This is a genomic window from Candidatus Schekmanbacteria bacterium, assembly GCA_016219965.1.
Taxonomy (GTDB): Bacteria; Schekmanbacteria; GWA2-38-11; order GWA2-38-11; family J061; genus JACRJM01.
On the sequence record JACRJM010000001.1, the window covers coordinates 28,630 to 54,492 of the forward strand.

The 25,863-nt window shown below is 40.6% G+C and carries 26 protein-coding genes; 15 read left to right on the forward strand and 11 right to left on the reverse strand.

The window, feature by feature from the left end; translation table 11 throughout:
• Positions 1–27: 27 nt before the first annotated feature.
• From HZA77_00135 to HZA77_00155, 5 genes are all read right to left on the reverse strand, one after another.
• Positions 28–573 (reverse strand): orotate phosphoribosyltransferase, encoded by a 546-nt coding sequence (locus HZA77_00135; GenBank protein ID MBI5373811.1) that lies wholly within the window; start codon positions 571–573, stop codon positions 28–30.
• Between the two features lie 73 nt (positions 574–646).
• Complete coding sequence (locus tag HZA77_00140) at positions 647–2,512, reverse strand: ATP-binding cassette domain-containing protein (protein ID MBI5373812.1); 1,866 nt, start codon at positions 2,510–2,512, stop codon at positions 647–649.
• 307 nt (positions 2,513–2,819) lie between these two features.
• On the reverse strand, positions 2,820–3,614 hold the full coding sequence (locus tag HZA77_00145) for an FRG domain-containing protein (GenBank protein ID MBI5373813.1): 795 nt from the start codon (positions 3,612–3,614) through the stop codon (positions 2,820–2,822).
• Between the two features lie 36 nt (positions 3,615–3,650).
• Positions 3,651–3,863 (reverse strand): type II toxin-antitoxin system HicB family antitoxin, encoded by a 213-nt coding sequence (locus HZA77_00150; protein ID MBI5373814.1) that lies wholly within the window; start codon positions 3,861–3,863, stop codon positions 3,651–3,653.
• Positions 3,863–4,117 (reverse strand): type II toxin-antitoxin system HicA family toxin, encoded by a 255-nt coding sequence (locus HZA77_00155; GenBank protein MBI5373815.1) that lies wholly within the window; start codon positions 4,115–4,117, stop codon positions 3,863–3,865. The genes HZA77_00150 and HZA77_00155 overlap by 1 nt, the downstream gene beginning before the upstream one ends.
• A 136-nt stretch (positions 4,118–4,253) precedes the next feature.
• Here HZA77_00155 and HZA77_00160 point away from each other — a divergent pair, with 136 nt between their 5' ends.
• Positions 4,254–5,798 (forward strand): glycosyltransferase family 39 protein, encoded by a 1,545-nt coding sequence (locus HZA77_00160; protein MBI5373816.1) that lies wholly within the window; start codon positions 4,254–4,256, stop codon positions 5,796–5,798.
• Here HZA77_00160 and HZA77_00165 read toward each other — a convergent pair.
• Complete coding sequence (locus HZA77_00165) at positions 5,793–6,689, reverse strand: diguanylate cyclase (protein MBI5373817.1); 897 nt, start codon at positions 6,687–6,689, stop codon at positions 5,793–5,795. The two genes, HZA77_00160 and HZA77_00165, sit on opposite strands and share 6 nt — an antisense overlap.
• 138 nt (positions 6,690–6,827) lie before the next feature.
• Here HZA77_00165 and HZA77_00170 point away from each other — a divergent pair, with 138 nt between their 5' ends.
• From HZA77_00170 to HZA77_00180, 3 genes are all read left to right on the forward strand, one after another.
• On the forward strand, positions 6,828–8,177 hold the full coding sequence (locus tag HZA77_00170; protein ID MBI5373818.1) for a B12-binding domain-containing radical SAM protein: 1,350 nt from the start codon (positions 6,828–6,830) through the stop codon (positions 8,175–8,177).
• Between the two features lie 12 nt (positions 8,178–8,189).
• Entirely contained in the window at positions 8,190–8,867 is a 678-nt protein-coding gene (locus HZA77_00175) for a hypothetical protein (protein MBI5373819.1), read from the forward strand.
• A gap of 91 nt (positions 8,868–8,958) precedes the next feature.
• The gene (locus HZA77_00180; protein MBI5373820.1) at positions 8,959–10,224 is read left to right on the forward strand and encodes a PD40 domain-containing protein; all 1,266 of its coding nucleotides are present in this window, start codon (positions 8,959–8,961) and stop codon (positions 10,222–10,224) included.
• Positions 10,225–10,296: 72 nt separating this feature from the next.
• Here the strand turns inward: HZA77_00180 and HZA77_00185 are convergent, their stop codons facing one another.
• Positions 10,297–11,088, reverse strand: coding sequence for a PEP-CTERM sorting domain-containing protein (locus HZA77_00185; GenBank protein MBI5373821.1), 792 nt, complete (start codon positions 11,086–11,088; stop codon positions 10,297–10,299).
• A gap of 690 nt (positions 11,089–11,778) precedes the next feature.
• Here HZA77_00185 and HZA77_00190 point away from each other — a divergent pair.
• The 6 genes from HZA77_00190 (at position 11,779) to HZA77_00215 (ending at position 16,319) form a co-directional block, all read left to right on the forward strand.
• Entirely contained in the window at positions 11,779–12,957 is a 1,179-nt protein-coding gene (locus HZA77_00190; protein MBI5373822.1) for an acetate--CoA ligase family protein, read from the forward strand.
• Between the two features lie 46 nt (positions 12,958–13,003).
• Positions 13,004–13,897 (forward strand): succinate--CoA ligase subunit alpha, encoded by an 894-nt coding sequence (locus tag HZA77_00195; protein MBI5373823.1) that lies wholly within the window; start codon positions 13,004–13,006, stop codon positions 13,895–13,897.
• Between the two features lie 25 nt (positions 13,898–13,922).
• The gene (locus HZA77_00200; GenBank protein MBI5373824.1) at positions 13,923–14,135 is read left to right on the forward strand and encodes a 4Fe-4S binding protein; all 213 of its coding nucleotides are present in this window, start codon (positions 13,923–13,925) and stop codon (positions 14,133–14,135) included.
• A gap of 68 nt (positions 14,136–14,203) precedes the next feature.
• Positions 14,204–14,947, forward strand: coding sequence for a hypothetical protein (locus HZA77_00205; protein MBI5373825.1), 744 nt, complete (start codon positions 14,204–14,206; stop codon positions 14,945–14,947).
• A complete protein-coding gene (locus HZA77_00210) occupies positions 14,937–15,716 on the forward strand; it encodes a TPM domain-containing protein (protein MBI5373826.1) in 780 nt (259 codons plus the stop codon). The genes HZA77_00205 and HZA77_00210 overlap by 11 nt, the downstream gene beginning before the upstream one ends.
• Before the next feature lie 27 nt (positions 15,717–15,743).
• Positions 15,744–16,319, forward strand: a complete 576-nt coding sequence (locus HZA77_00215; GenBank protein MBI5373827.1) for a LemA family protein — start codon at positions 15,744–15,746, stop codon at positions 16,317–16,319.
• 90 nt (positions 16,320–16,409) lie between these two features.
• Here the strand turns inward: HZA77_00215 and HZA77_00220 are convergent, their stop codons facing one another.
• Positions 16,410–16,604, reverse strand: coding sequence for a helix-turn-helix domain-containing protein (locus tag HZA77_00220; protein MBI5373828.1), 195 nt, complete (start codon positions 16,602–16,604; stop codon positions 16,410–16,412).
• A gap of 478 nt (positions 16,605–17,082) precedes the next feature.
• On the opposite strand from HZA77_00220, the gene HZA77_00225 reads away from it, so the two are divergent.
• On the forward strand, positions 17,083–18,651 hold the full coding sequence (locus HZA77_00225) for a long-chain-fatty-acid--CoA ligase (protein ID MBI5373829.1): 1,569 nt from the start codon (positions 17,083–17,085) through the stop codon (positions 18,649–18,651).
• A 68-nt stretch (positions 18,652–18,719) separates the two neighbouring features.
• Positions 18,720–19,316, forward strand: coding sequence for a response regulator (locus HZA77_00230; protein MBI5373830.1), 597 nt, complete (start codon positions 18,720–18,722; stop codon positions 19,314–19,316).
• Between the two features lie 42 nt (positions 19,317–19,358).
• Here the strand turns inward: HZA77_00230 and HZA77_00235 are convergent, their stop codons facing one another.
• From HZA77_00235 to HZA77_00245, 3 genes are all read right to left on the reverse strand, one after another.
• Positions 19,359–20,078, reverse strand: a complete 720-nt coding sequence (locus tag HZA77_00235; protein MBI5373831.1) for a pyridoxamine 5'-phosphate oxidase family protein — start codon at positions 20,076–20,078, stop codon at positions 19,359–19,361.
• A gap of 85 nt (positions 20,079–20,163) precedes the next feature.
• Entirely contained in the window at positions 20,164–21,036 is an 873-nt protein-coding gene (locus HZA77_00240; protein ID MBI5373832.1) for a methylenetetrahydrofolate reductase, read from the reverse strand.
• A 24-nt stretch (positions 21,037–21,060) separates the two neighbouring features.
• On the reverse strand, positions 21,061–21,729 hold the full coding sequence (locus tag HZA77_00245; GenBank protein ID MBI5373833.1) for a methylenetetrahydrofolate reductase C-terminal domain-containing protein: 669 nt from the start codon (positions 21,727–21,729) through the stop codon (positions 21,061–21,063).
• Positions 21,730–22,233: 504 nt separating this feature from the next.
• Between HZA77_00245 and HZA77_00250 the strand changes: the two genes are divergently transcribed.
• The 3 genes from HZA77_00250 (at position 22,234) to thrC (ending at position 25,803) form a co-directional block, all read left to right on the forward strand.
• Positions 22,234–23,088 (forward strand): PEP-CTERM sorting domain-containing protein, encoded by an 855-nt coding sequence (locus HZA77_00250; protein ID MBI5373834.1) that lies wholly within the window; start codon positions 22,234–22,236, stop codon positions 23,086–23,088.
• Positions 23,089–23,312: 224 nt separating this feature from the next.
• Positions 23,313–24,413: a deoxyhypusine synthase gene (locus HZA77_00255; GenBank protein ID MBI5373835.1), complete on the forward strand. Its 1,101-nt coding sequence runs from the start codon at positions 23,313–23,315 to the stop codon at positions 24,411–24,413.
• 31 nt (positions 24,414–24,444) lie between these two features.
• Positions 24,445–25,803 carry a threonine synthase gene (gene thrC / locus HZA77_00260; protein ID MBI5373836.1) on the forward strand — a complete coding sequence of 453 codons (1,359 nt, stop codon included), beginning with the start codon at positions 24,445–24,447 and terminating at the stop codon, positions 25,801–25,803.
• The last annotated feature ends 60 nt before the right edge of the window (positions 25,804–25,863 follow it).

The following is a 25,863-nucleotide window of genomic DNA, read 5'->3' on the forward strand; positions in this document are numbered from 1 at the left end:
TCCCTTCCTCTATTTATAATGTCTTGTTTATACCGCCTTGTCCCCTAACACTTCGCTGGTTTTGAAAAGCGACGCGAATTTGTAGCCGGCTTTTTCGATATTTTCCCTGCCCCCTTCTTCGCGGTCAATGACTGAGATGACCATTGCAACTTTACCCCCTTCGGCTTCGACTGTCTTTATGGCATTGAGGGTCGAACCTCCGGTTGTAACAACGTCTTCGACTACAACGACATTGGCACCTTTCCTGAAGCATCCCTCAATAAGCTTTCCTGTGCCATGATCCTTTTTTTCCTTGCGGATTAAGAATCCGCCAAGCGGTTTGGAAGAGTTCCCGCTTACCAGGGCAACTCCGCTTACAATCGGGTCTGCACCGATTGTAGGACCTCCTATGAACTCAACATCAAGGTCCTTTATAAGCGAAAAGACCAATTGTGATATAAGGTTGATTCCTTCAGGGTGGAGAGCAGTTTTTCTCGTGTCCATATAGTATTTGCTTTTTTTCCCTGATGCCAGAGTGAAGTCACCGAACTGTAAGGATTCTCGTCTTAGAATTGCCAGGAGCCTGTCTTTCATCTCATCATTCCTTTCTTCTTTAACAATTTAGATTGTATTTGACAGGATTACTTATTGTAAATAGGAGTTCAAGTCAATTTGATTCAGTCTCAAGCTTTTCCTCGAATTCTTTGGTTCTTCTTTCACGCTCCTCAAAAAGGACTTCAAGCTCAGCGAAAAGTTCTTCGATCTTTCCCTGCGATTCATGGATTGACTTAGAGAAATTCTTTATGACTTCGGCATCGCCTTTCTGGCAAGCTTCAAGATATTCATCGTTGTCATGTTTTAACCCTTTTTCAAGGTTCATTATTGTGCTCTCAATTTTTGAGATCCTGTTTTTCAATGCGCCAAGTATCTTAGAGCGTTCAGCGATTATCTCAGCCCTTGCGCGTCTTTCATCTTTTCTGCTTAACGGCTTGTTTTGTGATTTCCAGCTTTTTCCGTTGCTGCTTTTTAAGACAGTCTCTTCATCTTCCCATCCGACCCTCTCAAGGAAGTCCTGATAGGTTCCTTCGAAGAGAGATACCCGTCCCTTATCAAAAACAATGAGTCTTGTAGCTATTGAATTTAGTATGAGTTCGCTGTGTGTTACAACTATCACTGCCCCGTCAAATTCTTTTATGGCTTCGAGCACCGAGTCAATTGACTGCATGTCGAGATGGTTGGTCGGCTCATCAAGGAGGAGGAGATTTGAAGGGCTTACAAGAAGTTTGCCGAGCAGGACGCGGCTTTTCTCTCCTCCTGAAAGTACGCTTACTTTTTTTAGCGCCTTGTCGCCGTCAAACATCATTAACCCGCAGATACTGCGTGCAGCCCTGCGGTCATGGTCAGGGTGAGTATCGAGCAATTCCTCTTCCACTGTTTTTTTCGGGTTCAGACGGTCTATGTTGGTCTGCCCGAAATAGGCAGCCTTCATCTTTGGATGACTTGTAATAGTGCCGTCAATTGGGGAGAGTTCTCCGGCAAGCAGATTTAAGAGTGTGGTCTTTCCTTTCCCGTTCTTTCCTATTACGCCTATCCTGTCGCTCTTTGCGACTGAGAAACTCAATCTCTCGATTAACAGAGGAGAATCGGAGTTGAAAGAGAATGATATGTCTTCAACATCCATAAGCCGCTTGCCAAAAAAAGGAGTTGATTTGAAGTTGAAATCAAGATTTTTTACATCTCTCAATTCTTCAAGCTTTTCTTTCTTGTCAAGCAGTTTGATCCTCGACTGCACTGCGCGCGCTTTGCTTGCCTTTGCCCTGAAACGATTTATGAATTGCTCATCTTCTTTCCGTTTTTTCTCTATATTTACCCGTGTCTGTTCGTAAACTTCTTCCTCCATGACAATCTGGTCATATAGCTTCTGTGTCGAACCAGGAATCTTCTTTATCTTGTTTCTGTGGATTGACATAGTGTGGGTTGTAACACTATCCATGAATAGGCGGTCATGTGTGATTAGCATAAGCTCTCCCTTCCATGCAAGAAGAAACCGTGTAAGCCAGCGGACTGAGACGATATCAAGATAGTTCGTAGGCTCATCAAGAAGTATCATGTCAGGCTCTGAGACAAGAACCTTTGCGAGGTTAAGCCTTATCTGATAACCTCCCGACAGCTCGTAAGGGTTGCGGTCGAAGTCCTGCGTGGTAAAACCAAGACCGCTAAGAATGGTTTCGACCTTGTAAGTCTCATCCCTGCCGTCATTCTGGCTCTTGAGGCTTAGACATCCTTCCTTGAGGATAGTGTCTTCAGTGAAACTTATGTGCTGTGAAAGGTGGGCTATCCTGTACCTGCTGGGAATGCTGATTACTCCTGAATCCTCGTTTTCTTCGCCAAGTATCAGTTTAAAGAGAGTGGTCTTCCCGTGACCGTTTCTGCCTACGAGGCCTACACGTTCGCCCGGATTGATTGCGAAGGTGACGGAATCGAATAGGATCTGGTCGCCGTAGCTTTTACTTAAGTTGCTTACCTGTATCATAATAAAAGCAGATGCAAGATTTGGCGTTATGCGTCGTCATCTGCCGACTCACAAATCCTCACGTACGGGAAGAGTACGCTCCGGTTTGCTCGCCGTCAGCTTCCTCGCCTAACATCCAAATCTTGCATCTGTTAAAAAACTTTTCCTTATTAATAACATTGTTGGTTTATTTTAAAAGTTGGGCAGTAATTAAACAAATTTTCTCTATTTTGCAAGGTATTCTCTTATTGTGTTGAAACAGGAGATTGAATTTATAGCTTTAATAAAAGCTTATGTAAAATTGAGTAGCACGGTTTGAGCTGTTTTATTAATCTCTTGTCTGTGGTTTTGAATCAGAATTATTTTTATAATTATCTTCGTGAACTTTCCCATGTTTCCATTTTAAATGTCTTCCTAAACCATCTGGTCCCGGAAAAAGGGTTTCTCTGTTGATACCTAAGCAGTATAATATCCACTTCATTCCTTCTCGATGCTTATATGGTATTATAATTTTCCGTAATGCTGATTTGTCTTCAATGACTTCATTGAAAGGTATATTTGGATTGCCCCAAAAAGCAAAAACTGACGATTGAACTGCGGCTCGTGAGAAAGTATGGCTTGGTATGAAAATATGGACTTTTTCATCCTGTTTATCAAAACAAATATGATTAAGCGCCTGATTGTAAGATGCATTAAATTCATGCAAACGTTCTAAGCTCTGATAATATGCCCATACAACTGCATCCCTGTTTTTTTCTTTATTATCTTCTTCTACAGCAAAGTATAATGCGGCGAGGGGATTCATCGTCCAATCAAGGAGTCTTGTAGGAGCCTCATAATGCTGAGCTAATATAGCTAATTCTAAATCTGTTAATTCTATTGTGTTCTTTGTTAAATCATATTTAGCTGCAAAACTTCGAAAGTCTTCAAGTATATTTTTTTCTTTATTCCTCCAAAGTTCCCCTTCTCCTCGACCTATGTCGCATGGTCCATTTTTTCGTGATAAAGTCGGTAATAATTGCCAATCAATATCGCTTTGTCCTCGATATATATATGAACCTGTGTGTTCACGTTCAACAATCCTTACCAAATCGCTGACTGTAGAAATTGTGGCTACAGTCATAGATTTTTTGTAACTGTAATTTGTAATGTTTTTTTACTATGCATAGACTAATTTTCTGCCTTTGGGCTGAGGAATTGGATCACCAAATTCTTTGGCTGTTTTAATCCATAGGTCAATTGCAGATTTGATATTAGTTAATGCTTTGGCATGTGTTTCTCCATGAGCCATACATCCCGGAAGCTCAGGGACTTCAGCGATAAACGCTTTGTCATCATCGCTCCAATAAATTATTATTTCATACTTGTCCATTAGTCAGTGCCTCCAAGTTTGTATTTCAAGATAATGTTGCGTACTTGACGTACCTGATATGGTTTAGCTTTGTTACCATCTCTTTGCAAATTAATCTTTTCTTCAATATCCATTCTTCTGAATACATTATGGCTTCCACTTATCCGCTTATCAAAGCCTAAACGATCAAGCAGATGACACAAGTCATCAAATGATATATTTGCATCTGCCTTGCCGCTTAATATTTGTTCAAGTAGTTTTTCGTACTTGCTCATAGTGTTATAGTTAAAATTATTTTACAACATTTTAGCATTTTAACTTACTGTTTCGCAATCTCTTCGAATTATCATCTTAGATCATCAATGCAGATTGGTTTTTGATATCATCACGCGGCATGTTAAGATTGGAAATATGGAACGTCGTGTAAGTTATATTAAAGAGTCAGAGGAGCTTTGGGTTAAATCTTTAAAGTATCTCCTGCTGACCATTTCAGTCCTCTTTCTGCTCTCCTACATTGCCACAGCCTGTCTTCGCATTAACTACAAATATGAGCTTGAATGGATGGAGGGCGGCTCGCTCGACCATGTATTGCGGGTGTTGAACAATCAAGCTCTTTATCCTGAGCCTGATGTGGATTTTATCCCTTTCATATATACGCCTCTTTATTATTATATCTCTGCGGTATCGGCAAAGATGTTCGGGTTGAATTTCTTTGCCTTAAGGCTGGTCTCTTTTATCTCATCGATTCTATGCTTTTTACTTATTTACAAAATGGTATGGCATGAAACAAAAAACAGATTCTGCGCATTTTTATCAGTTTCTCTTTTTTCTGCTACTTATGGGCTTAGCGGATACTGGCTTGATATTGCAAGGGTCGACACCCTGTTTCTCCTGTTTTTTTTGGCAGGGGTTTATTTTGCGGCCTTTAGAAAATCATTCTTCGCTTTTTTTGCGGCAGGCATCTTCTTCTCACTTTCATTTTTAACAAAGCAGATTGCCCTCATCATGGTGATACCAATCATAATTTATTGCCTCTTTAAAAGCTTGCGGCAGGCAATGTTGTCATCGGGAATTATGCTTGCCGTAATTGGCAGCTCAACGCTGTTCTTTAATTCACAGAGCGGCTGCTGGTATAATTATTATATCTTTAAATTGCCTTCAGAACACCCTTGGGTGCAGGATGAATTTGCTAGTTACTGGACTGAGGATATATTATCTTTCTTGCCTCTTGCTTTTTTCATCGGGCTATTCTGTCTTGTGCGCAGGATGTATGTTAACCGCAGACTGGACATCTGGCTTTTTGCGTTTCTGTCTATGATCGGCGGTTCATATTTTTCTATGCTTCACAGCGGAGGATGGAAGAATGTGTTACTTCCTGCTTATGCAGTAATATCAATTCTCTTCGGGATAGGGATTAACGAGCTTCTTAAACTCTCAATGCAATTGACCGGGAATAAACTGCAAGCCGCTAAAGCCTGCATTTACCTTCTCTCTATATTCCAGATGAGCTGGCTTGTCTATAACCCTGCGGCTCAAATTCCGTCAAAGGAAGATGAACAATGCGGTGAAAAACTGGTTCATTTTATTTCTGAAATAAAAGGGGAAGTTTATATCCCTGCTCATGGATATCTTTCGATGTTTGCCGGGAAAAAGGCATATGCACAACGCATGGCAGTTGAAGATGTTATAAGCGGAGATGACAAAAACAGAAGATTATTTGTAAGACATCTCACCACTGCCATAAGAGAGCAGAGATTTGATTTAATGATATTGGAAGAGGAAGACTCTTTTTTTGAAAAAATAGTGGATGGCAATTACATTTATATAGGTGATTTTTTTAAAGAACCAGACGGGTTCTTCCCTGTGACCGGAGCAAGAACAAGACCGCTGCGAATGTATATTCCGAGGAAGCTTGTTGAAGGGATTAAAGGGATGGACCGCCTTAATAATTTATGACAAATCAACGGTCACTCTGTTTTTCCCGGTTTTTTTGCTCTCGTACATAAGTTTGTCTGCCCTATTTATTGCGTCTTCCGGGGTATCATCTGGTTTAATGAGTGTTGCTCCCATTGAAACAGTAACTGAGATATTTGTGCTCTCATTGATTATATAGGAATTTTCTATTAACAGGCGAAGCTTGTTTGCTACGGATTCTAATTGAGTTTTGTCAACATTATATATAATCCCTATAAATTCTTCTCCTCCCCAGCGTCCGAAAACATCGAAGGGTCTTGAATTCTTTGTAAGTGTCTGAGAAATTATTTTTAATATCTCGTCTCCTGCATTATGGCCGTACGTATCATTGATGTTTTTAAAATTATCAATGTCTATGAAAAGCACTCCCGTAGAAGCCCCATAGCGTTTCATTGCCTGATACTGTGCAAACATAGTCATTTTAATATACCTTCTGTTTGCAATGCTTGTTAACGTATCAAGAAGAGAAAGCTTCTCCAGTTCTTTATTTCTTTCTATGATTGCTGCTACAGGTGTCTCGTCGTTGAAAAGTTCTGAAGCTCCTATGATGTTCCCATTTTCATCCCTGATTGGGGATATGCGGACAGAGACCGGAAGTCTGTGGGAGTCCTTATGATGAAGATAGACCGTTGCTTTCCGCTGTTTGCCGTCAATGAGTGTTTGAGCCAATGGGCAGAGGCTTTTGCAGAGGTTCACACCATCTTCATTAACATGTTTAAGAATATTATCAGCGCAGCATTTGCCTAAAACCTCACTGCTGGAAAAGCCTGTGATTTGTTCTGCTGCGCTGTTCCAGTAAGTGATCTTCCTGTCTTTATCAACAAAATAAAGACCGTCGAACAGGTTGTCCATTATGTCTTTATAAATGCTCATAAGTTTTTTTAGTTTAACCTTTACAGTATATATTATAATGTTCCCATAGGGCATTACAATAATATTTACTTAATGCCTCTTTGGTCATAAACATATAAGAGAACTCCATTGGCTATTTTATTGTAGAGGGGAAAACTGATGATACTTCTTATAAATCCTCCGTACTTTGAGCGGGACGAGCTTAAAGATCGGTTTGAACGTTACCGTGAATGGATAAAAAAAGGGAACATGTATGCCGTAGCCTTTGAGCCGCCCATCGGAATCGCAGAACTTGCCACATTCCTTCGCTCTAAGGGCAAGAAGGTAGAAATAATGGATATCCCCGGTGATTTTATCTCTGATGCTGAGATTGAAAAAAGGCTTATCAATCTTAAGCCTGAAATCGTGGGGATAACAGCCATGAGTTCGACCTTTGCGGAAAGCATCAGGATTGCAGGGATAGTCAAAAAAATACTTTCCGGTACAACCATAGTTTTAGGTGGTGTCCATCCTACAATTATGCCGGACGAGGTGCTTTCCTGTCCTGATGTTGATATAGTTGTCCGTGGAGAAGGAGAATATGCACTTCTTCAGATTGAGGAAGTTTTATCGAAAGGTGAGGGCTTTGGCTCTCTAAGAGGTATTGATGGGGTTTGCTTTTCTAATGAAGGAAAGAGAATATTATCAGAGAAAAGCCATCTTATTGATAACCTTGATGACATTCCTTTTCCGGATTATAGCCTGTTTCCTGTTGAAACTTACATTAAGTACAATGAGGAGCTCCGGAGCATACGCGGGATTTCCATGATAGCGGGACGGGGATGTCCATATAACTGCTCATTCTGTGCCGTAAGAAATACTATGGGAACTATTGACAGGAGGAGAAGCCCTAAAAAAGTTGTGGATAAGATGGAGGAGCTTGTCTCACGTTTTGGTGTTGAGGGGATATGGTTCAAGGACAGCACATTTAACCTTGACTCAGGGTGGCTGAGAGAATTTTGCAGCGAAATTAAAAAGCGTCTTCCTGAGATGAAATGGCAGATAAATACGCGTGTCGACCTTCTTAAGGAAGACGAATTGATGATGATGAAAGATGCAGGACTCGTGCAGATTGACGTGGGGATAGAATCGGGTGTTCCTGAAACTTTAAGACTCATGGGAAAACGATACAGCATACAGGAGGTAATTCAAAACATTGCTATGGCAAGAAAATATGTCAGGGTTGCCGGTTTCTTTATGATAGGACTTCCAGGAGAAGGAGAAAAAGAAATTGATATGACATTCAGTCTTGCGAAACGTCTTGACCTTGACAAATACTCTTTCAGTATTTTTCTTCCTCTTCCCGGAACCAAATTGTTTGATGACCTAGCAAATGAAAATAAAATCAACAAAAAAGATTTCAGGTACGGTACCGGGCATTTTACCAGAACAAATGTTTCTTTTTGTAATATGAGCGCTGAAGATCTCAATAGAAAATATTTCATGATAAATGATTTTTTTGCAAAGTGAAGGTTAAATAAAATGTCAAAATTCGTAATTTTTTACATAGTCTGGATTATCACCCGCAGTCCTCTGCTGGCTATTGCAGCAGTGATAGCTGCCTATTATTACTTTGATAAAAGATATCTTGGTCTTTTTCCGCGTGTTACCGGTATGTTCAGGGATTCACGAGAACTTGGCGAGCTAATGAAGGAAGTAAGGATAAATCCCCATAATGCAGCATCGCATAATGATATTGGGCGCATTCTTGTAAAACGGAAACGATTCAATGAAGGCAATGAACATTTAAAGCTTGCCATAGCGCGAATGGATGAATCCGCGGAGGCAAATTATTATTATGGCGTTTCCCTTGTCGAAACCGGAGCGACAGATGAAGGCGTTAAGCATATAATGCGTTCTCTTGAGATAAATCCCCGCTTCGGATATGGTGAACCATACCTCTATCTTGCCAGAAAATATGCTGAGGCAGGTGAAAATGAGAAGTCACTTGATATGCTTAAAAGACTTAAACAGGTTCACACATCCAATGTTGAGGGGTTCGTGCTTGAAGGTGAAGTGCTTTCCAGAATGGGGAAAAAGGATGAAGCTGTAAAATCGTATCAAAATGCCATTGATTTTTACCGAACGTCACCGGCATATAAAAAAAGGGAACAAAGAAAGTGGAGGGTCATGGCAGGTATAAATTTGAAGCGGTTGTAATTGTATAGATAAAGAAGAAAATTGCGGGGAAGCTCTTTTATTGTATAAGATATATGAGAATTTTTTTGGATTCTAATTTCATGGAGGCAATATGAAGAACTTTAAAAAGCTGATATTTACATTAATGGTTTTTGTTTTTTTCGTAACTGTTTATTCATGGGGAGAAGGCACTCTCAAAAGATCATTTTCTGAAAAGCTGCTGGCAAATATTGACAAAACTACATGGATAAAAGACAGCACTGTAGTCAGTCCTGATATTAAAAATGTGGCTTACATCATCCGCAAGAATAAAGATGTTGCGGTAATGGTGAATGAGAAGGAAGAAAAGGCATATGAAGGTATTGGGAAAGATACCATAGTATTCACTCCTGACAGCAGCAAAGTAGCCTATGTGGCAACAAAAAGCGGAAAATGGTTTGTCGTTAAAGGTGGTAAGGAAGAAGAACATTTTGATGGAGCAGGAAGCATAATATTTTCTCCTGATGGGAGCAAGATGGCTTATGTTGCCCAACAGGCTAAAACATTTTTCATTGTTCTTAACGGGAAGAAAGAAAGCACCTATGATTATGTTGGAAAACCGGTTTTTAGTCCTGATGGCAAAAGGCTTTCCTATCCCGCAAAGAAAGGGAAAGATGCTTTTATCGTAGTGGACGGAAAAAATGGGAAACCCTACGAAGATATAGGAGAGTATCCTGTTATGTTTAGTCCTGACAGCAGCAAGTTATCTTATGCGATTAAAAAAGGGAGCGGGTGGTTTATGGCTATTGATGATGGCTATACCGATGGTCCCTATGATGGTTTAAGCAGTATAGTGTTCAGTCCTGACAGCAGACATTTTGCTTACAAAGCTAAGAAAGGAAATACATTTATCCTGGTTATTGATGGCAAAAAATCACAAGTGTATGATGCTGTCGGTAATATAGTGTTTAACGCCAATGGCAGTAAAGTTGCCTATACGTTCCGGAAGGAAGGGAAGTGGGGTGTTAACATAGACGGGAAGGAAGTAAAACCCTATGACCTGGCTGCAGATTTGATATATAGCAATGATGGGAAGCAATATGCCTTTGTTGCTTTTAAGAATGATACATGGGCTGTTGTGGCAAACGGCAGGGAAGGAAATAAGTATGATTCCGTAGGAAAATCAATTCTTGCTTTCAGTCCTGACAATAAATATTTTGCCTATAATGCCAAAAAAGGAGACTACTGGACAGTGGTGGTTAATAACAATGAAGGCGGTCTCTACAACGGCATCGTCACTCTTGGCGGAGGAGGGATTGCTTTTGATGGTTCAGAAGGGATTCATTATATAGCATTAAAAGATGATGCCTACTATCTTGTGGAAGAATCATTCGAATAGGAATTAATAAGAGGAAAATAAAAAAGCCCATCGGAAATCGATGGGCTTTTTGTTTGGTTTGAGTTTTATATCTTACTTCTTTCTAAACCTTGCTATTCCTAATCCAGCCAGCGCTGAACCGAGAAGAATAAGTGTTGATGGTTCAGGGACCGGGTTTTCGACCGGGGGTAATCCTACGCCTTCAAATGCAAATATGAAAGTGTTAGGAATTCCTAAGTCCGGTCCACCGGTAACGTTTGCCTGACCAAAGGAATAAGTCTGTGCTCCCACTGCTGTGAGAGCTGCATAAGCTGCCGCTTCTGTTGCTGTCGCACCGTAGTATGTGTTGAAAGTCTTGGATTCACCCGAAGCAAGAAGCCCAAAGTCAAAATCAAATAAAGCACCATGATCATTGGGACCTGCGTCAACAACCGGACCAGGCTGATAGCTTGAGAAACTAAAAGGATTTGCTGAGTTGAAACCATTCGTATCAGTCCTGATGAGATTGCCGCCGCTGTAATCAGATATTGTTACATATTCATCAAACGGAGTCGGATAAATATCCCAATCCATAACGCGTCTGTAGAGAAGGTTTGTTACTGAATCGCCTATGTTCTTTACTGTTACAGTAACTTCGTACAGGTTTGCCGAAGCGCTCGGATGATAATCATGCGTAACTTCGTATGTGTTTCCAACCTGCACAACCGATACTGCCGTAGAAGCGGTCTGCGTGAAAGAAATAAGAGTAAGATTTACTGCTCCGCCATCAGAAGAAACGTTTGCATAACCGGTGGCTCCTGATATTGAATCCGCAGCTCCCCATCCTTCACACTGACAACCTGGCTCAGTTGATGCTGCGCCTGTGGGTACATACCTTAATCCCATGTAACCGATGCCAAGCGGGTCGTTTGATATAGGAGTATTCAGATGTCCTTCCTGGTTTACTCCCATTTCGATGTTCCCATTGCTGATTACAGCACCGCCATTGTCTGAAACATAGGACCATGCAAATGGATTTGCCATAATGATGAATAAAAACGCCAGTAATACCTTTTTCATTGTTTTACCCCCCTCTAAATAAATGTTATTTTTCATAGAATTGATATCCTTTAAGTTTTTTCATAATTTCTTACTGTCCAATGTAACGCAAAAATTATGCCACATGCAATTTTTTTTAAAATAAACTTTTATCATCTTGAATTATAATAACAAAATAAATTATGATTAAAAAAGTCTTGTTTGTGGAATATTTTTTTTCTTTGAAAAATGTCCAAAAAAACAACATGGATGTTTTATAATTTATTGGTATTTTAATTTGCTAATAGAGTTTAATTTATTAATTAATGTATTTAATTTATTGTTATCAATACAAAATAACGTCCAAAAATCCGACAGTTTGAGGTGAGAATTCTCAGTTCCAACAAACTTATTCAGAAATTCTTGAGTTTTAGTTTATTCATGAAAAAATCCTTGACAGATGCTTATTATCAATATAATTTCCCGTGGATTTTCAAGGAACTTAGGACGAGTTGCATTCAAACCAGATGTATGAACCAAGTTTAGAGGAAATGTGAAATGAGACTCTTTGAATATGAAACTAAAAAGATATTAACGACTAATGGAGTTCCGGTACCAAAAAACGAAGTTGTAGAATCCGCGGCTGAGATTAAAATAGCAGGGCCGTCTGTCTTAAAAGTGCAGATACCTTCTGGTGGAAGGAAAAAAGCCGGCGGTGTCCTTTTTGCTTCTGATGGAAAGGATGCGGCTGATAAAGCGGCATCTCTTCTGGGGAAGGAGATCAAAGGTTATAAAGTAAAGAAAGTGCTTGTAGAAGAACAGCTCAAAATAAAATCTGAATATTTCATGGCTATAACCTATGATTCAGCAAGGAAACTTCCGGTTGTAATATTTAGTTGCGAAGGTGGGATAGATATAGAGGAGCTTGCAGTAAAGTCTCCTGAAAAGATAGTACGCAGAGATATTAATACTGCTGAAGGCCTTCATGAACATCAGATGCGGGAAGTGGCTGCTAAAGCCGGAGTTGAATCAAAAGACATCCTGAAAGTGGGTGGAATACTTTTTAAGCTTTTAAATATTTTCTTCAAATATGATGCAACACTGGCTGAAATAAACCCTCTTGTGAAAACTGAAGGGGGAGATTTTTTTGCTGTGGATGGTCATATGGAACTTGATGATGATGCTCTTTACCGCCAGAAATCGCTTATTGAGTCCCTTGGGAAAAGGGAGGAATCGAAAGGAAAGGCTCAGACGGAGTTTGAAAAAAGAGCCGCAGAGATTGATGAGCTTGACCACCGCGGTGTTGCCGGCCGCATGATCGAGTTTGACGGGAATCTTGGACTTTTAATAGGCGGAGGCGGTGCAAGCCTTACAGCCTTTGATGCGATAAGAAAACATGGCGGCAAGCCTGCAAACTACTGTGAGATAGGCGGCAATCCGAGCGTTTTTAAGGTTAAGGAGCTTGTGAAACTGATCCTTTCAAGAAAAGGGATTGATAAGATCGCAGTTATAATGAATGTTGTAAGCAATACCCGTGTTGATCTTGTGGCAAGGGGTGTGGTTAAAGGTGTTATAGAGAGCGGCAAGAATCCGGCTGATGCAATAACAGTTTTCAGGATTCCCGGAGCATGGGAAGACGAAGGGTTCAGGATATTGAAGAAACATGGCGTACAGTATTGCGACAGGACAGTTTCTATTGATGAGGCGGCGCAAATAGCGGTTCAGAAGAGCAAGTGACGGTTGAGTTGAGTGAAAAATAAAAAAAGTGAAGAGGTAAAATGTTATGGCAATCTTAGCTGATGAGAACACGAAGATAATAATACAGGGCATCACCGGCAGGGAAGCGACAACCTTTACAAAAGATCTGCTCGATTACGGGGCAAATGTAGTAGGCGGAATTACCCCGGGCAAAGGTGGATGGGAGGTTTACGGTGTGCCGGTTTATGATACAGTTAAACAGTGTATTGAGAAAACCCCTGCCAATGCGTGCGTAATCTCAGTGCCGCCAGGAATGGTCAAAGGCGCGGCATTTGAAGCTATTGACAACGGGATAAAACTTGTCGTGATAGTAACTGAAAGAGTGCCGCGAAAGGATGTAATAGATATAGTTTCTTTTGCGAGATTAAAGGATGCAAGAGTCATAGGTCCTAATTCTCTCGGCCTCATATCTCCTCATAAAGCAAAGGTCGGGATGGTAGGAGGAAGGGCGGCTGATGTAAGAAAAGCATACAGCGAAGGTTCAGTCGGGATTATCTCCCGTTCAGGAGGAATGACGACCGAGATCGCAAACCTCCTTACGTTGAATGGCATAGGGCAGAGCACATGTATAAGTATAGGCGGAGATGCCATAGTAGGTTCCAATTATCTTGATCTGATCCCGCTTTTTGCAAAAGACAAAGGTACAAAGGCTGTAGTGATTTTCTGTGAACCGGGCGGAAACGTTGAGGAATCACTTTCTGAACTGGTTATAAGGGAAAAGATAAAACTTCCTATCGTTGCATTCGTGGCAGGAAGGTTTGCCGATGAAATGCCGGGTGTGAGGTTTGGACATGCTGCCGCAATTGTTGAAGGAAACAAGGGGACCACAAAGGGTAAGATAGAGAAGTTCAGGCAGGCTGGTATTATGGTTGCTGAAGAATTCAAGGATATAATAAAGCACTTAAAGAGCGTAATGTAACGAGCTTAAATGATGGGAGTGTGAAATGGCAAGTCTCTTTATAAACGTTAAAATAAAAAATGGTTGTCTTGGAATTAAAAAATGCGGAGAGTGCGTTAAAGTTTGTCCTGTCAATATATTTGAAGCAAAGGATGACAGCGTTCTCATTGTTGAGGGGAACGAAGATGAATGCACTCTCTGTGATCTTTGCCTCCAGAAATGTCCTGTTAATGTAATTGATGTGATAAGGTTGTATTAAAACTTGTAACAGGATTCCCCTCGCATCATGGATATGGTATCATTCCTATTAAATTCTGAGGGCCGTTATTGAATAGTTTTAAAAATCTTGAAAAGATCCATGAAGAGGCAAAGCGATATTTTATTCCCTTTTGTGAAGACCTTCTTTCATCTATTGGCGGAGAAATAGCTTCCATATCTGTATACGGCAGTGTTGCAAGCGGAGAATTCATTCCGTCCAACTCGGATATAAATTCAGTTTTTGTTTTAAATAATCTTGATTTCAATTTTCTCAGAAAATCCCATCAAGCTGTAACTGCCGGTATAAAGAGAAAAATCACAGCTCCTCTTTTTTTAACCGGACAAATGATCCAGAACTCGTCAGATGTCTTCCCTATGGAGTTTTCTGAAATTAAGGAAAACCATGTCCTGATTTATGGAACGGATTTTTTTAGCAGCCTTGTTATTTCAGAAAAGGCTTTAAGGCTTCAATGCGAACAGCAGATAAAGGGGAAAATCCTTCTCCTCCGCCAAGCATATCTCGAATCAGGGGGTAAAAGCAAACAACTTGAAGCAATCATGGTTAATTCCATATCTTCTATATTTCCTCTGTTCCGCTCTGCATTGAGATTAAAGGGACTTATCCCTCCAGTTTCAAAAGATGAACTGATTGTCAATGTGGGGCGCGAATTCGGCATGGATTCTTCAATATTCATTGACATCCTACGTGATAAAAAAGGAGATGCCAGAATAGGAAAAAGGGAATGTGATTCCGCGTTTGAGACATATATGGAAGAACTTCAGAAACTGGCGGATATTATTGATGCGCTGTAAAAGCATTAAGTGTGCGGCAGGGATTGTTTTTTTCCTTGTCATTTTTTGGGTTACTTCAGCCTCCTCGTCTGTTGATTATAATTTTCCATCACCCCGGGGATTTATTAATGATTTTAGCGGAGTACTTTCCAGGTCAGCAGTGGCTTCTCTCTCCGGACTGTGTCAGGATATAAAAAATAAGACAGGTGTGGAAGTTTCTGTTGTAGTAATAGACAGTGTTTCTCCCTTTGAACTTGAAGATTATGCTGTAAAGCTTTTTGAAAAATGGGGTATTGGTGAAAAAAACAAAGATAACGGAGTGCTTTTCATTTTGGCAGCAAAAGACAGGAAAATGCGGATAGAAGTAGGATATGGGCTTGAAGGAATTTTAACTGATGGGTATTGCGGTGAAACTCTTGATATGGTTATTCCCTATTTCAAAAATGGTGAATTCGATCAGGGAGTGATGACAGGTGTTGCGCGGATCGCTGCACCTATAGGGAAAGAATATAATGTTGAATTTACTCCTCTTCCAACAAACAGCAGAAATGTTTTGAGAAAAAGGGGAGGAGGAAACCCTTTCCAGTTATTTGGCATAGCAATATTTGTAGTGATATCTTTGCTGAACAGGTTTCTTGTCAGTCCGGCTCAGCGGAGAAAAGGAAGGGGTTATTGGATGGGAGGAATCGGTTCAGGAGGATTTGGAGGAGGAGGTAGTTTCGGCGGCGGTGGTTTTGGAGGGTTTGGCGGGGGTATGAGCGGTGGCGGTGGTTCCAGCCGTTCATGGTAGTTCATTACAAGTAAGGAGATCTTGATTATGAAAGAAAGCACAAAATATATCCTTGGGGCAGTTGGAATAATTGTTGTACTTGTCTTGATCGGTGGCAGTTTTATTGTATCGGGAATCAATAAGGTTGTCGGATTCGATGAGAATGTAAAAAAAGAATGGTCTCAGGTTGATAATCAGCTTCAGAGACGCTATGACCTGATCCCAAACCTTGTTGAAACAGTGAAAGGCTATGCTTCTCAGGAAAAGGAAGTATTTATAAAGGTTACTGAAGCACGCTCAAGGGTGGGACAGGCAAAAAGTATTTCGGAAAAAATTGATGCAAACAATGAGTTGACCGGAGCGCTTAGCAGACTGCTCGTTGTCGTTGAACGCTATCCGGATCTAAAATCTAATCAGAATTTCATAAGGCTCCAGGATGAACTTGCCGGCACTGAAAACCGCATAGCTGTAGCAAGGATGAGATATAATGATTCTGTCAATGAGCTTAATGCTCATATAAGAAAAATCCCCGGAGTTGTTTTTGCAAGAATAGCAGGTGTTGAACAAGCGTCTTATTTTAAAGCTGTGGAACCTGCTAAAGAGGTGCCTAAAGTGAATTTTTAGTCAAAAAAATAATATTGTTAAATGCAGTAAAAAAAAGAGGTAGTAAATAATATTTTACTACCTCTTTTTAATTTTTTAGATCAAACTTTTTTAAAACTCGTCTAAATTTCCTTCTCTTGTGGTCAGCCACTCATCAATAGAGGTCTGTCTGAAGCGCCAGCGGTTTCCTACACGGAATGCCGGTATCTTCCCGCTTCTTACAAGACGATAAATAGTCGCAGTGTTCACTCTCATATAGTCTGCTACTTCTTTTAATGTTAGGATATCTGATTTGCTCGATGCCATACTCTTTCCTCTCTACAGTTATAGGTTTTGTTTTTATTGCCATTGCTTGATTCCCTTCTTCCTATTAAATCATATCATACTTAAAATACTTAACATTCCTATGCAAATATTATTAACCGGAGTATAATTTGTCAACTAATAAATTTCAATTGAATATCTTTTCGTACCTTTAAATTGAATCTTAATATAACTTATACTCTGTAATTTTTAAAGTAACTTCTTGATTGTAAAAGGAATGTTGAGTGGTTTTAATCAATATTCTATGAAATGTTATCTTATCTGGCATATTTCTTCTTTTTATCTGTATTTAAATCTCAGAGACATGAAACTTATCGTCTATGGAAAATGATTTTGGAAAGATGTTAAGCTAATTAAGCTCTTGCAATTGTATGTTTTTTTTTATATTAAAAAAAAGCTTTTACTGAGTGCGCTGTCGAAGTTCAAACAAGATAGATTAAACTATATTAGAGGAGATGTGATGGTTGTAGGAGATATTTTAAGGAATAATGCAAGGAATTACCCAAACAAGACAAGTTTTATTTATGAGAATTTCAGATTTACGTGGTCGCAGACTGATGAAAGGGTCAACAGGCTTGCAAATGGTCTTCTGTCCATGGGCTTGAAAGTGCAGGAACCTGTTGGTTTACTTTCCAGAAATTGCCACCAATGGTTTGAGGCAGCTTTTGCAGTAGCTAAAGCTGGACTTAAGCTTGTTCCTCTCAATATGGCATTTGTCGCAGGCGAAATAGAACAGATAGCCAATGACTGCGGAATGAAATTTATTATAGCAGAGGATACCAAGTTTGAACTTGTGGAAGCAGTAAGGGAAAAATGTCCTTCCCTTAAGGGTGTCATTGGACTTAGCCATGACAAGAAACACAGTTTTGAATTTGATTTTGAAAAAATAATTGAATCCAACCGTTCAACCGACCCTGAGATCCCGGTTTCAAAGGATGACACTTTTCTTCATATTTACACCAGCGGCACAACCGGTGTTCCCAAAGGTGCATTGCTGACCCATCATAACAATGTAAACCAGGGTCTTTGCGCAGGTTATGAATTCAGGCTTCTGCCGGACTATGTTGCGATGACAACACTTCCGCTTTACTTTATAGGCGGATGGGGCGGTACGGCACTTCCTGCTCTTGTTAGGGGATGCAGCCATGTGATAATCAACTTTGACCCGGAGAAATTCCTTTCAACGGTACAGAAGGAAAAAGTTTCCTATACGATCCTTGTCCCCACGATAATCAATGTGCTTCTTAATCATCCGACCGTTGAGAATTATGACCTGTCAAGTGTAAGAGTTATCCCGTTTGCGGGTTCACCTCTTCCGGTCCAGCTCTGGAAAAAAGCGATTGTGAAATTCGGGGATGTTTTCCAGTCTATATATGGTTTGACTGAAGTTTGTGCCACAATAACTGTGCTTCATCGTGAAGATGTCGCTCTTGACGGTGACGAGAAAAAAACAGCTAGACTTGCATCAATCGGGAAAGCCATGGTCGGGTCAAGTGCAAGGGTTGTAAACCAGGACATGGATGATGTAAAGCCTGGAAGCGATGAAGTCGGCGAAGTAGTTCTAAGAGGAAACACGGTTATGAAAGGCTATTGGAATTCCCCTGAGGTAACTGCTGAGGCATTCAGGGGGGGATGGCTTCATACCGGAGACCTTGCAAGGGTTGACGAAGAAGGATTTATATTTATAACTGACAGACAGAAGGACCTGATTATAAGCGGCGGAAAGAATATTTATCCCCGTGAAATAGAGGAAGTCCTATATCGCCACCCGGCAATAATGGATGTATGCGTTGTTGGAGTGCCTGATGAAAAATGGGGCGAGACAGTCAAGGCTGTGGTAGTTCTGAAAAACGGAATGAGCGCAACTGAAGAGCAGATTATAGATTTTTGCAAGCAGCATCTTGCATCTTACAAGAAGCCGACATCCGTTGACATAGTAAAAGAGCTTCCGCGTACTTCTTCGGGCAAGATACTTAAACGTAAAGTGCGTGAAAAATACTGGGAAGGAAGAGATTCTAAACTGATTTAAATTTTGGCAATATTTGATTATATCATTTATTGTTAATCTGGTTTTTATATTGAATTAAGAATAATTAAATGGAAGACCAGAAAAAGTTACTAATAGTTGAAGACAGCCCATACCTCCTTAAACTCTATAGTGATGAGTTTGAGGAGGATGGGTATGTTGTGACCGGATGTTTAAGCGGCATTGAAGCCCTTGAGATTGTCGAAAAAGACTCTCAGTTTGACGTGATAATCCTTGATGCAAGACTTCCGGTAATGGATGGAATAGATTTCTGCCGCGTTATAAAAAAATATCTTCCCGGTGTTCCTGTAATAGTCAATACAGCTTATGATCATCTTGAAAATGAATTCAAAGATGCCGGCGTTGATGAATATGTAGTTAAATCATCAGATCTCACTGTTCTGAAGAAACTTGTCAGAAAATTTTCAAACCCTGATAAAATTGATCCTGAAGGCCAAGAAGCGATAGTAAGATGTTATGAATTTTTTAATTGCCCGGAGGATATAAAGGCAAAGTGTCCGGCCTCCAAAGAAGGGGAGTGGAGATGCTGGATGATTAATGGCAATTGCATGAAGCAGTACGAAATTGGGAACAAGGGCTTGCCGAAGGATATTATCTGCGCAAATTGCGATTACTTCCTCACTTACAAAAATCTGAATAAAAAATAGTCCGGGGATCCTCTGAATACAGGGATCCCCGGATTACAAATCCTATTTAAAATCCTTATTTTCCCATATCTGGTAAGGTGAGTATCCGTTTTTCATGTTTTCGGAGTTAAAGACAATGATTTTCTTGATACTTATCTTCAGCATATCGAAACGTTTCCTCGACTGATCCATGCTTGTCCTGGCAGGTTTATATTTTATCAATGATTCTTCGAATTCAGCTGTTCCCGGTTCAAGCACTGTTGCCTTTCCAAGAACCTGAACGCTTTGCCAGTACCTTTTCTCCGGGGCTTTTGGCCCTTCAATGGAACCTACATAATGGACCATACTGACCCAGGGGTTTTTCATCAGCTGAATGACTTTTTCAGTCCCTTTTTCATTTACGCAGAGTAAAACTTTTTCTTCAGGTACGAGGACAAAATCAATAGTTGATGCAGTCGGGATTGAGTCTTCCCCAACGGTTGATACTACAAAGCGCTCTCTGTCAGGAAGGAAATCCACTATCCACCGCCAGACTTCTTCTTTTGAGAAGAGTTTATAGTTGTTTATCCACATCTTCGTGGCATTTGATTCTGCATCATAGCTTACATCATGGCATTCTGCGCATGTGACCTCTGGCGGGACAGGCTTGTGGTCTTTGTTAAGTACTGCGTTTCCGCTTATCGGGAGGGTAAGTTTTGCTTGTTTTCCTGAACGAGTAGTGCATGAAAATATTATTACGATACACATGAGCAACGGGAACGGGAGCAGGAACTTTCTCATCATAGATCCTCCATTTTGGAATTAATGCATCAGGGTCTTTCCCATCTCAACATCAATTTTTTTATATTAATCCTATAGGCATTTCATGTCAAATTGTTAACCCTGCTTTTTCTAATATGTGGGGGACGAGATTATCCCATCCAAGAGGCATGAAATGTATGCCCTGGCACCTGGAGCGTATATTCCTTATGATGGAGGCGGCTATTTCAACTGACTCATTTTTTTTGTCTTCAGTTTTTTCCATTCTTTTTATGATCTCTTCAGGAACGTTAATACCTGCAATTTTCTCGTTCATGAAACGTGCCATTTTTGATGATTTAAGAATCACGATTCCAGCCATGACAGGCGTGTTGAATTCTTTCATCCTGTCCATGAAGTCGTTAAATCTTTCCGGATCAAAAACAGCCTGGGTCTGAAAAAATTTCGCCCCTGCCCGTACTTTCTTTTCAACTTTTATAAGTTCAAGATCCAGGTTATCTGCGCCGGGATTCACAGCTGCTCCGAGACAGAATGAGGGGGCTTTGTTGAGATTGTTTCCCGCCATGTCAGTGCCTTCCATCAGCTTTGAAGCAGCCTGAAGGAGCTGAACTGAATCAAGGTCGAATACAGCCCTCGCATCAGGATGGTCTCCGAGATGAGGATGGTCTCCTGTAATTATAAGGACATTTTCTAGCCCTGATATTGCCGCGCTTAAAAGATCTGACTGAAGTGCGATACGGTTTCTGTCCCTGCATGCAAGCTGAAATATAGGTTCCATGTTTTTATTTTTCAAAATCGTGCAGCCTGTGAGAGAACCTGCGTGCATTACTGCGCCCTGCTGGTCTGTTACATTGAAAAAATGAACTTTATTTTTTAATGATTCAGCAGTGTTTATAAATTTTTCTATATCTGTACCTTTTGGGGGCTCAATCTCGGAACTTAAAACAAAAGTATTCTTGTCAAAAAAATCAGTTATCTTCATAGGATTTATTATATGGAAGGCCCTTTATAACATTGCATCTTCACGGATTATCTTTCGCGGAAAACCGTTATCCTTTTCTCCTCTTGCTCTTGCAGGCATTATTTCTCTCATAAGGTGAAGCTTGTTCAACTGTTTCAGCCTCTTGTATATTAGCTGCCACACACAGTCAATATCCTGATTAACTTCACACTTCTCATTTTTACTCCCTCCGCAGGGACCGTTCAAAAGACTTTTTGAACATCTTGCTATAGGGCATAACCCCCCTGTAAGATCAAGAATACAATCACCGCAGGAACGGCAAGTTTCCATCCAAACGCCATGCTGTGCAGGTGCTCCCATAAATGTAGTATTTAAGCCGGGATAGGTTATGGTGTGCGGATAATGCTGAGTAAGAGTCTGAACTCCGATGCCGCAGGCAAGAGAGATGATTGCATCGTGGTTTGGAATAAGAGTCTTTATTTCCTCAATAAACTCTTTTTCACACTGCCTTTCCACTGTTATCTCTGTTACTTTAATTGGCTTTCCACGTAATTTTCTTGCCAGCCGTAAAGCGCTCGCTATTACGCGAACCTGTTTTTCTCCGCCTGCAAGGCATACTGCTACGCATGTACCGCATCCTGCAACAATCACATTGTCGCATTCAGCAACCATTTCCATGATTTCTTTTAATGGTTTTCTTTCACCTATTATCATTTGTTTAACCTGTTTTCCTGTTTGCCGGCTTTACTATAGTTGATAGATAAAATATTGCTTAAAATCCAGAAGATTTTAAGGTTTGGCGTTTCTAAAACAAGAGGGAAAGTTTGTCAACGGTATTTAAGACGCAGTGTTAATGATTAGCGATCACAACCTCAATAGTCCTCAAGAATACCGAGCTTATACCCTTTTGAAACAAATCTGACCCTTGTCTATAACGACAATGAGTTTAAAAAGTGTCTATTTTTAAGACATATTGAAGCTAAATAAATCAATATGTTAGAGAAAAATGTTATAAAAGTGTCGTTTTTTTAGACAATAATGAAGTATCGCTTTAAAAGTACAGTTATCTTTACTGTTAATTTTATTTTTAAAATACTTAATAAAACAAATGGTTATGCTTTGTTTGTTAAATCTGCTATAAAATGGCATGAAATTTGCTAATTATTTATAACAAGAGTAAACTACAATAACAATTAACTGGTTGGGGTAAATAATTTCATGAGAACTAAATTAAAGGTTTTATTTATAGTTTTAACAGTTTCTTTAATCTGCTTTTCGTACGGCAGTTCGGAAGCTACTATACTGGATACACATTTTGGTATTAACCTCAGTGTAAGCGGTACAGAATTCAATAATTCCTGGGTACCTGACCCGTTTACAGCTCCGGGAGCAGACTATGTAGTTGCTAACTATAATACAGGTGGCATAAACCCGTCTCCCATGGGTGCAGCTGGAGAGGCTTTTGATGTCGAAGCCATTTATCTTGATGATGATGGTTTAAATATCTATTTTGCAATTGTAACTTCAATGCCCCAGTCAGGGTATGCCGGTTCTATGTTCGGATGGAGCGGATATCATTTTGATCCGGCTGATATCAGAATTGGATTGGGAAGCGGCAGTATATACGAATATGGAATTGAAACAGGTGCATCGACAAATATAGGGAATCAGGGGATGATAAGGAAGAATGCCTCATGGTCATATACTAAGGGATCAGCCGGTTATATCAACGGCTATCCGAATTCAGGCGGCCCCATGTATAATACTATGAACGATAGCTCTGGAACATTACAGGGATATGCAAGCTCATTTTCATATTACGATGCGTCAGTACCGGACAGAGGTTATGCCACTTATGTAATCGAGGGAATAGTTGATAAGAACATGCTTGGTAATCCGGCTGCCGGGACAACGATTACGATGTTGTTTTCCCCTGATTGCAACAATGACTGGCTTCAGCTTAGTGGAGATATAGAACCATATAGCCCGCCTGTTCCTGAGCCTTCGACTCTTCTTCTGCTTGGTCTTGGATTAACAGGCGCAGGTCTGTTACGTTTCAGGAAAAAAATATAGTAACGATTAAATAAGGAAAATTATTGCTGCGGGGCTTTGGAGAAAGTTATCCAAAGCCCCATTTTTATTTGTAAGGAACTTTCCCTTGACTTGGCATTTCTTTTTTGGAAAACTTCAAACCGGTTTAACATTTCTGTTTACAGTTGAACTGTATGTATATCTTCCTGAATAAATAAATATTTTTTATGGAAACATGGCGCTGAACCCTGAGAGGAATATTCATAATGGCAAAGAATGAGTTTTTAAAAGGAAAAGTAATCAATCCGGATCCTATAACAACTGATCTCTCTGTTACAAAGCTGATAGAAGATCATTTCAACGCATATAATGGTGCAAGACTGCAGGAAGCCTGTCTTTTGCTTACTTCTAAAGTGCTTAATGAAAATGTTACTCTCGGTATGAGTCTGACAGGTGCGCTTACACCCGCCGGACTCGGCAGATCCTGCATAGTTCCTCTCATAGCTAATGGTTTTGTTGACTGGATTACATCTACCGGAGCGAATCTCTATCATGATGCACATTTCGGTCTTGGCCTTACCCTGCACAAGGGAAGTCCTTTTACTGATGACGTGGAGCTTAAAAAGAATAATGTAGTAAGGATATACGATATCCTGATGAGTTTTGAAGTCCTCCTCTCGACAGACAGTTTTTTCAGGGAGATTATCAAGGCACCTGAATTTCAAAGAAGTATGGGAACTGCAGAATTTCACCACCATGTGGGGAAATATTTAAGAGCAAGGGAGAAACTGGCAGGCTTGCCTCCTTCTACGGTTCTCTCTGCGGCATATGAATATGGAGTTCCTGTTTATGCGCCGTCACCGGGAGACAGCTCGATAGGCATGAACATTGCAGCATCGTCTTTGACCGGTAATGCGCTAAGAATAGACCCGATAGTTGATGTTAATGAAACAGCGGCAATAGTCCTGGATGCTAAAAGAAATAATAGCAAAAGTGCAGTTCTAATTATCGGCGGCGGGGCACCTAAAAATTTTATGCTTCAGACAGAGCCGCAGATTCAGGAAGTGCTGGGTCTTGAAGAAGAAGGACATGATTATTTCATACAGATTACTGATGCCAGACCTGATACCGGCGGGCTTTCAGGGGCTACTCCTTCAGAAGCCGTGTCATGGGGTAAGGTTGCTCCGGAGATGCTTCCAAACGCAATAGTATCTTATATTGATTTCACTGTTGCTCTTCCTTTAATTACAGCTTATGTTATGGGTAAATGCCGTCCAAGAAATCTTAAACGGATTTATGATCGAAGAGATAAAATAATGGGAAACCTGAGAGATGAGTACCTGACGAAAAATGCGAAGAATAGTTAACGAACAGCTAACAGCTAAAAGGGATACTACTATGGAATACAAAGCATGGTTCCAGTGCATAAACGGTTGTCCGGGCAAACATGAGCTTAATGAGATCATTTATAATTGTCCCACATGCGGGGACCTTCTGGAAGTAGTGCACGACACGAACAAGCTCAAAAAGAAAAGTGCATGGCAATGGATGAAGCTTTTTGATGACAGGTACAGAAGGACCGACTGGCCTTTCGGAAGCGCAGTATGGGGCAAAAAAGAAATGGTTTGCCCGGCAGTTGAGACTAAGAACGTAGTTTCAATGTATGAAGGGGGAAGCAACCTCTTCTGGGCTGAAAGATTAGGTCATGCAGTCGGTCTTGAGGACCTTTGGGTAAAACAATGCGGGAACAGCCACACAGGTTCTTTCAAAGACCTCGGTATGACAGTCCTTGTCTCCATGGTAAAGCAGATGATATCGGAAGGAAAAGATATACTTGCCGTCGCATGTGCCTCGACTGGGGATACTTCGGCAGCCCTTGCATCATATTGTGCGGCAGCAGGAATACAGGCAATAGTCTTTCTTCCCAAGAACAAGGTTTCCACGGCACAGCTTATTCAGCCTATAGCAAATGGAGCGTTAACACTTTCACTTGATACTGATTTTGACGGGTGCATGAAGATAGTTAAAGAGGTTACATCTAAGAATAATATTTACCTTGCAAATTCGATGAATTCGCTTCGCATAGAAGGGCAGAAGACGGTAAGCATTGAGCTTGTTCAGCAGTTCGACTGGGAAGTGCCTGACTGGGTCATAATACCCGGAGGGAATCTGGGCAATATCAGCGCCATAGGGAAGGGGTTTCTCATGATGAGAGATTTATCGATGATAAATAAATTTCCCCGTCTTGTCTGTGCCCAGGCAGAACATGCAAATCCTCTTTACAGAAGCTATGTCAGCGGTTTTGAGGAATTCAAACCGGTAAAGGCTAGAAAGACTCTTGCGAGCGCGATTCAGATCGGAGACCCGGTAAGCATTAAGAAGGCGGTAAAGATACTGAAAGAATTTAACGGGATAGTGGAACAGGCAAGCGAGCAGGAACTCGCGGATGCAGCGGCACTTGCTGACAGGACAGGGCTTTTTAACTGCCCTCATACCGGAGTTGCTCTGGCTGCCCTTTTTAAACTTGTCAAAAAAGGTGTTATTAAACGTAATGAAAAGGTTGTTGTGATATCAACTGCCCATGGTCTGAAGTTTACTGATTTCAAACGGCGTTATCATGAAAGCAAGATCAGAGGCATCAAACCTCACTATGTAAATCTTCCTGTAGAGACTTCTGCAAAGTATGACAAGGTGAGGGATGTTATTTTGAGAGAACTTGAGAAGCGGTCACACTCACTGGAAGATCTGCAAAAATAAGTTTACGGACGGGTTTATTAATATTCCCGCTGTCAGATGCCCCGCGATCGAGTTGGCTGA

Bases quoted from the DNA above. Each gene is read 5' to 3' on its own strand.
- HZA77_00135 (MBI5373811.1), bottom strand. From the start codon at position 573: ATGAAAGACAGGCTCCTGGCAATTCTAAGACGAGAATCCTTACAGTTC.
- HZA77_00140 (MBI5373812.1), bottom strand. From the start codon at position 2,512: ATGATACAGGTAAGCAACTTAAGTAAAAGCTACGGCGACCAGATCCTA.
- HZA77_00145 (MBI5373813.1), bottom strand. From the start codon at position 3,614: ATGACTGTAGCCACAATTTCTACAGTCAGCGATTTGGTAAGGATTGTT.
- HZA77_00150 (MBI5373814.1), bottom strand. From the start codon at position 3,863: ATGGACAAGTATGAAATAATAATTTATTGGAGCGATGATGACAAAGCG.
- HZA77_00155 (MBI5373815.1), bottom strand. From the start codon at position 4,117: ATGAGCAAGTACGAAAAACTACTTGAACAAATATTAAGCGGCAAGGCA.
- HZA77_00160 (MBI5373816.1), top strand. From the start codon at position 4,254: ATGGAACGTCGTGTAAGTTATATTAAAGAGTCAGAGGAGCTTTGGGTT.
- HZA77_00165 (MBI5373817.1), bottom strand. From the start codon at position 6,689: ATGAGCATTTATAAAGACATAATGGACAACCTGTTCGACGGTCTTTAT.
- HZA77_00170 (MBI5373818.1), top strand. From the start codon at position 6,828: ATGATACTTCTTATAAATCCTCCGTACTTTGAGCGGGACGAGCTTAAA.
- HZA77_00175 (MBI5373819.1), top strand. From the start codon at position 8,190: ATGTCAAAATTCGTAATTTTTTACATAGTCTGGATTATCACCCGCAGT.
- HZA77_00180 (MBI5373820.1), top strand. From the start codon at position 8,959: ATGAAGAACTTTAAAAAGCTGATATTTACATTAATGGTTTTTGTTTTT.
- HZA77_00185 (MBI5373821.1), bottom strand. From the start codon at position 11,088: ATGGGATTAAGGTATGTACCCACAGGCGCAGCATCAACTGAGCCAGGT.
- HZA77_00190 (MBI5373822.1), top strand. From the start codon at position 11,779: ATGAGACTCTTTGAATATGAAACTAAAAAGATATTAACGACTAATGGA.
- HZA77_00195 (MBI5373823.1), top strand. From the start codon at position 13,004: ATGGCAATCTTAGCTGATGAGAACACGAAGATAATAATACAGGGCATC.
- HZA77_00200 (MBI5373824.1), top strand. From the start codon at position 13,923: ATGGCAAGTCTCTTTATAAACGTTAAAATAAAAAATGGTTGTCTTGGA.
- HZA77_00210 (MBI5373826.1), top strand. From the start codon at position 14,937: ATGCGCTGTAAAAGCATTAAGTGTGCGGCAGGGATTGTTTTTTTCCTT.
- HZA77_00215 (MBI5373827.1), top strand. From the start codon at position 15,744: ATGAAAGAAAGCACAAAATATATCCTTGGGGCAGTTGGAATAATTGTT.
- HZA77_00220 (MBI5373828.1), bottom strand. From the start codon at position 16,604: ATGGCATCGAGCAAATCAGATATCCTAACATTAAAAGAAGTAGCAGAC.
- HZA77_00225 (MBI5373829.1), top strand. From the start codon at position 17,083: ATGGTTGTAGGAGATATTTTAAGGAATAATGCAAGGAATTACCCAAAC.
- HZA77_00230 (MBI5373830.1), top strand. From the start codon at position 18,720: ATGGAAGACCAGAAAAAGTTACTAATAGTTGAAGACAGCCCATACCTC.
- HZA77_00235 (MBI5373831.1), bottom strand. From the start codon at position 20,078: ATGATGAGAAAGTTCCTGCTCCCGTTCCCGTTGCTCATGTGTATCGTA.
- HZA77_00240 (MBI5373832.1), bottom strand. From the start codon at position 21,036: ATGAAGATAACTGATTTTTTTGACAAGAATACTTTTGTTTTAAGTTCC.
- HZA77_00245 (MBI5373833.1), bottom strand. From the start codon at position 21,729: ATGATAATAGGTGAAAGAAAACCATTAAAAGAAATCATGGAAATGGTT.
- HZA77_00250 (MBI5373834.1), top strand. From the start codon at position 22,234: ATGAGAACTAAATTAAAGGTTTTATTTATAGTTTTAACAGTTTCTTTA.
- HZA77_00255 (MBI5373835.1), top strand. From the start codon at position 23,313: ATGGCAAAGAATGAGTTTTTAAAAGGAAAAGTAATCAATCCGGATCCT.
- thrC (MBI5373836.1), top strand. From the start codon at position 24,445: ATGGAATACAAAGCATGGTTCCAGTGCATAAACGGTTGTCCGGGCAAA.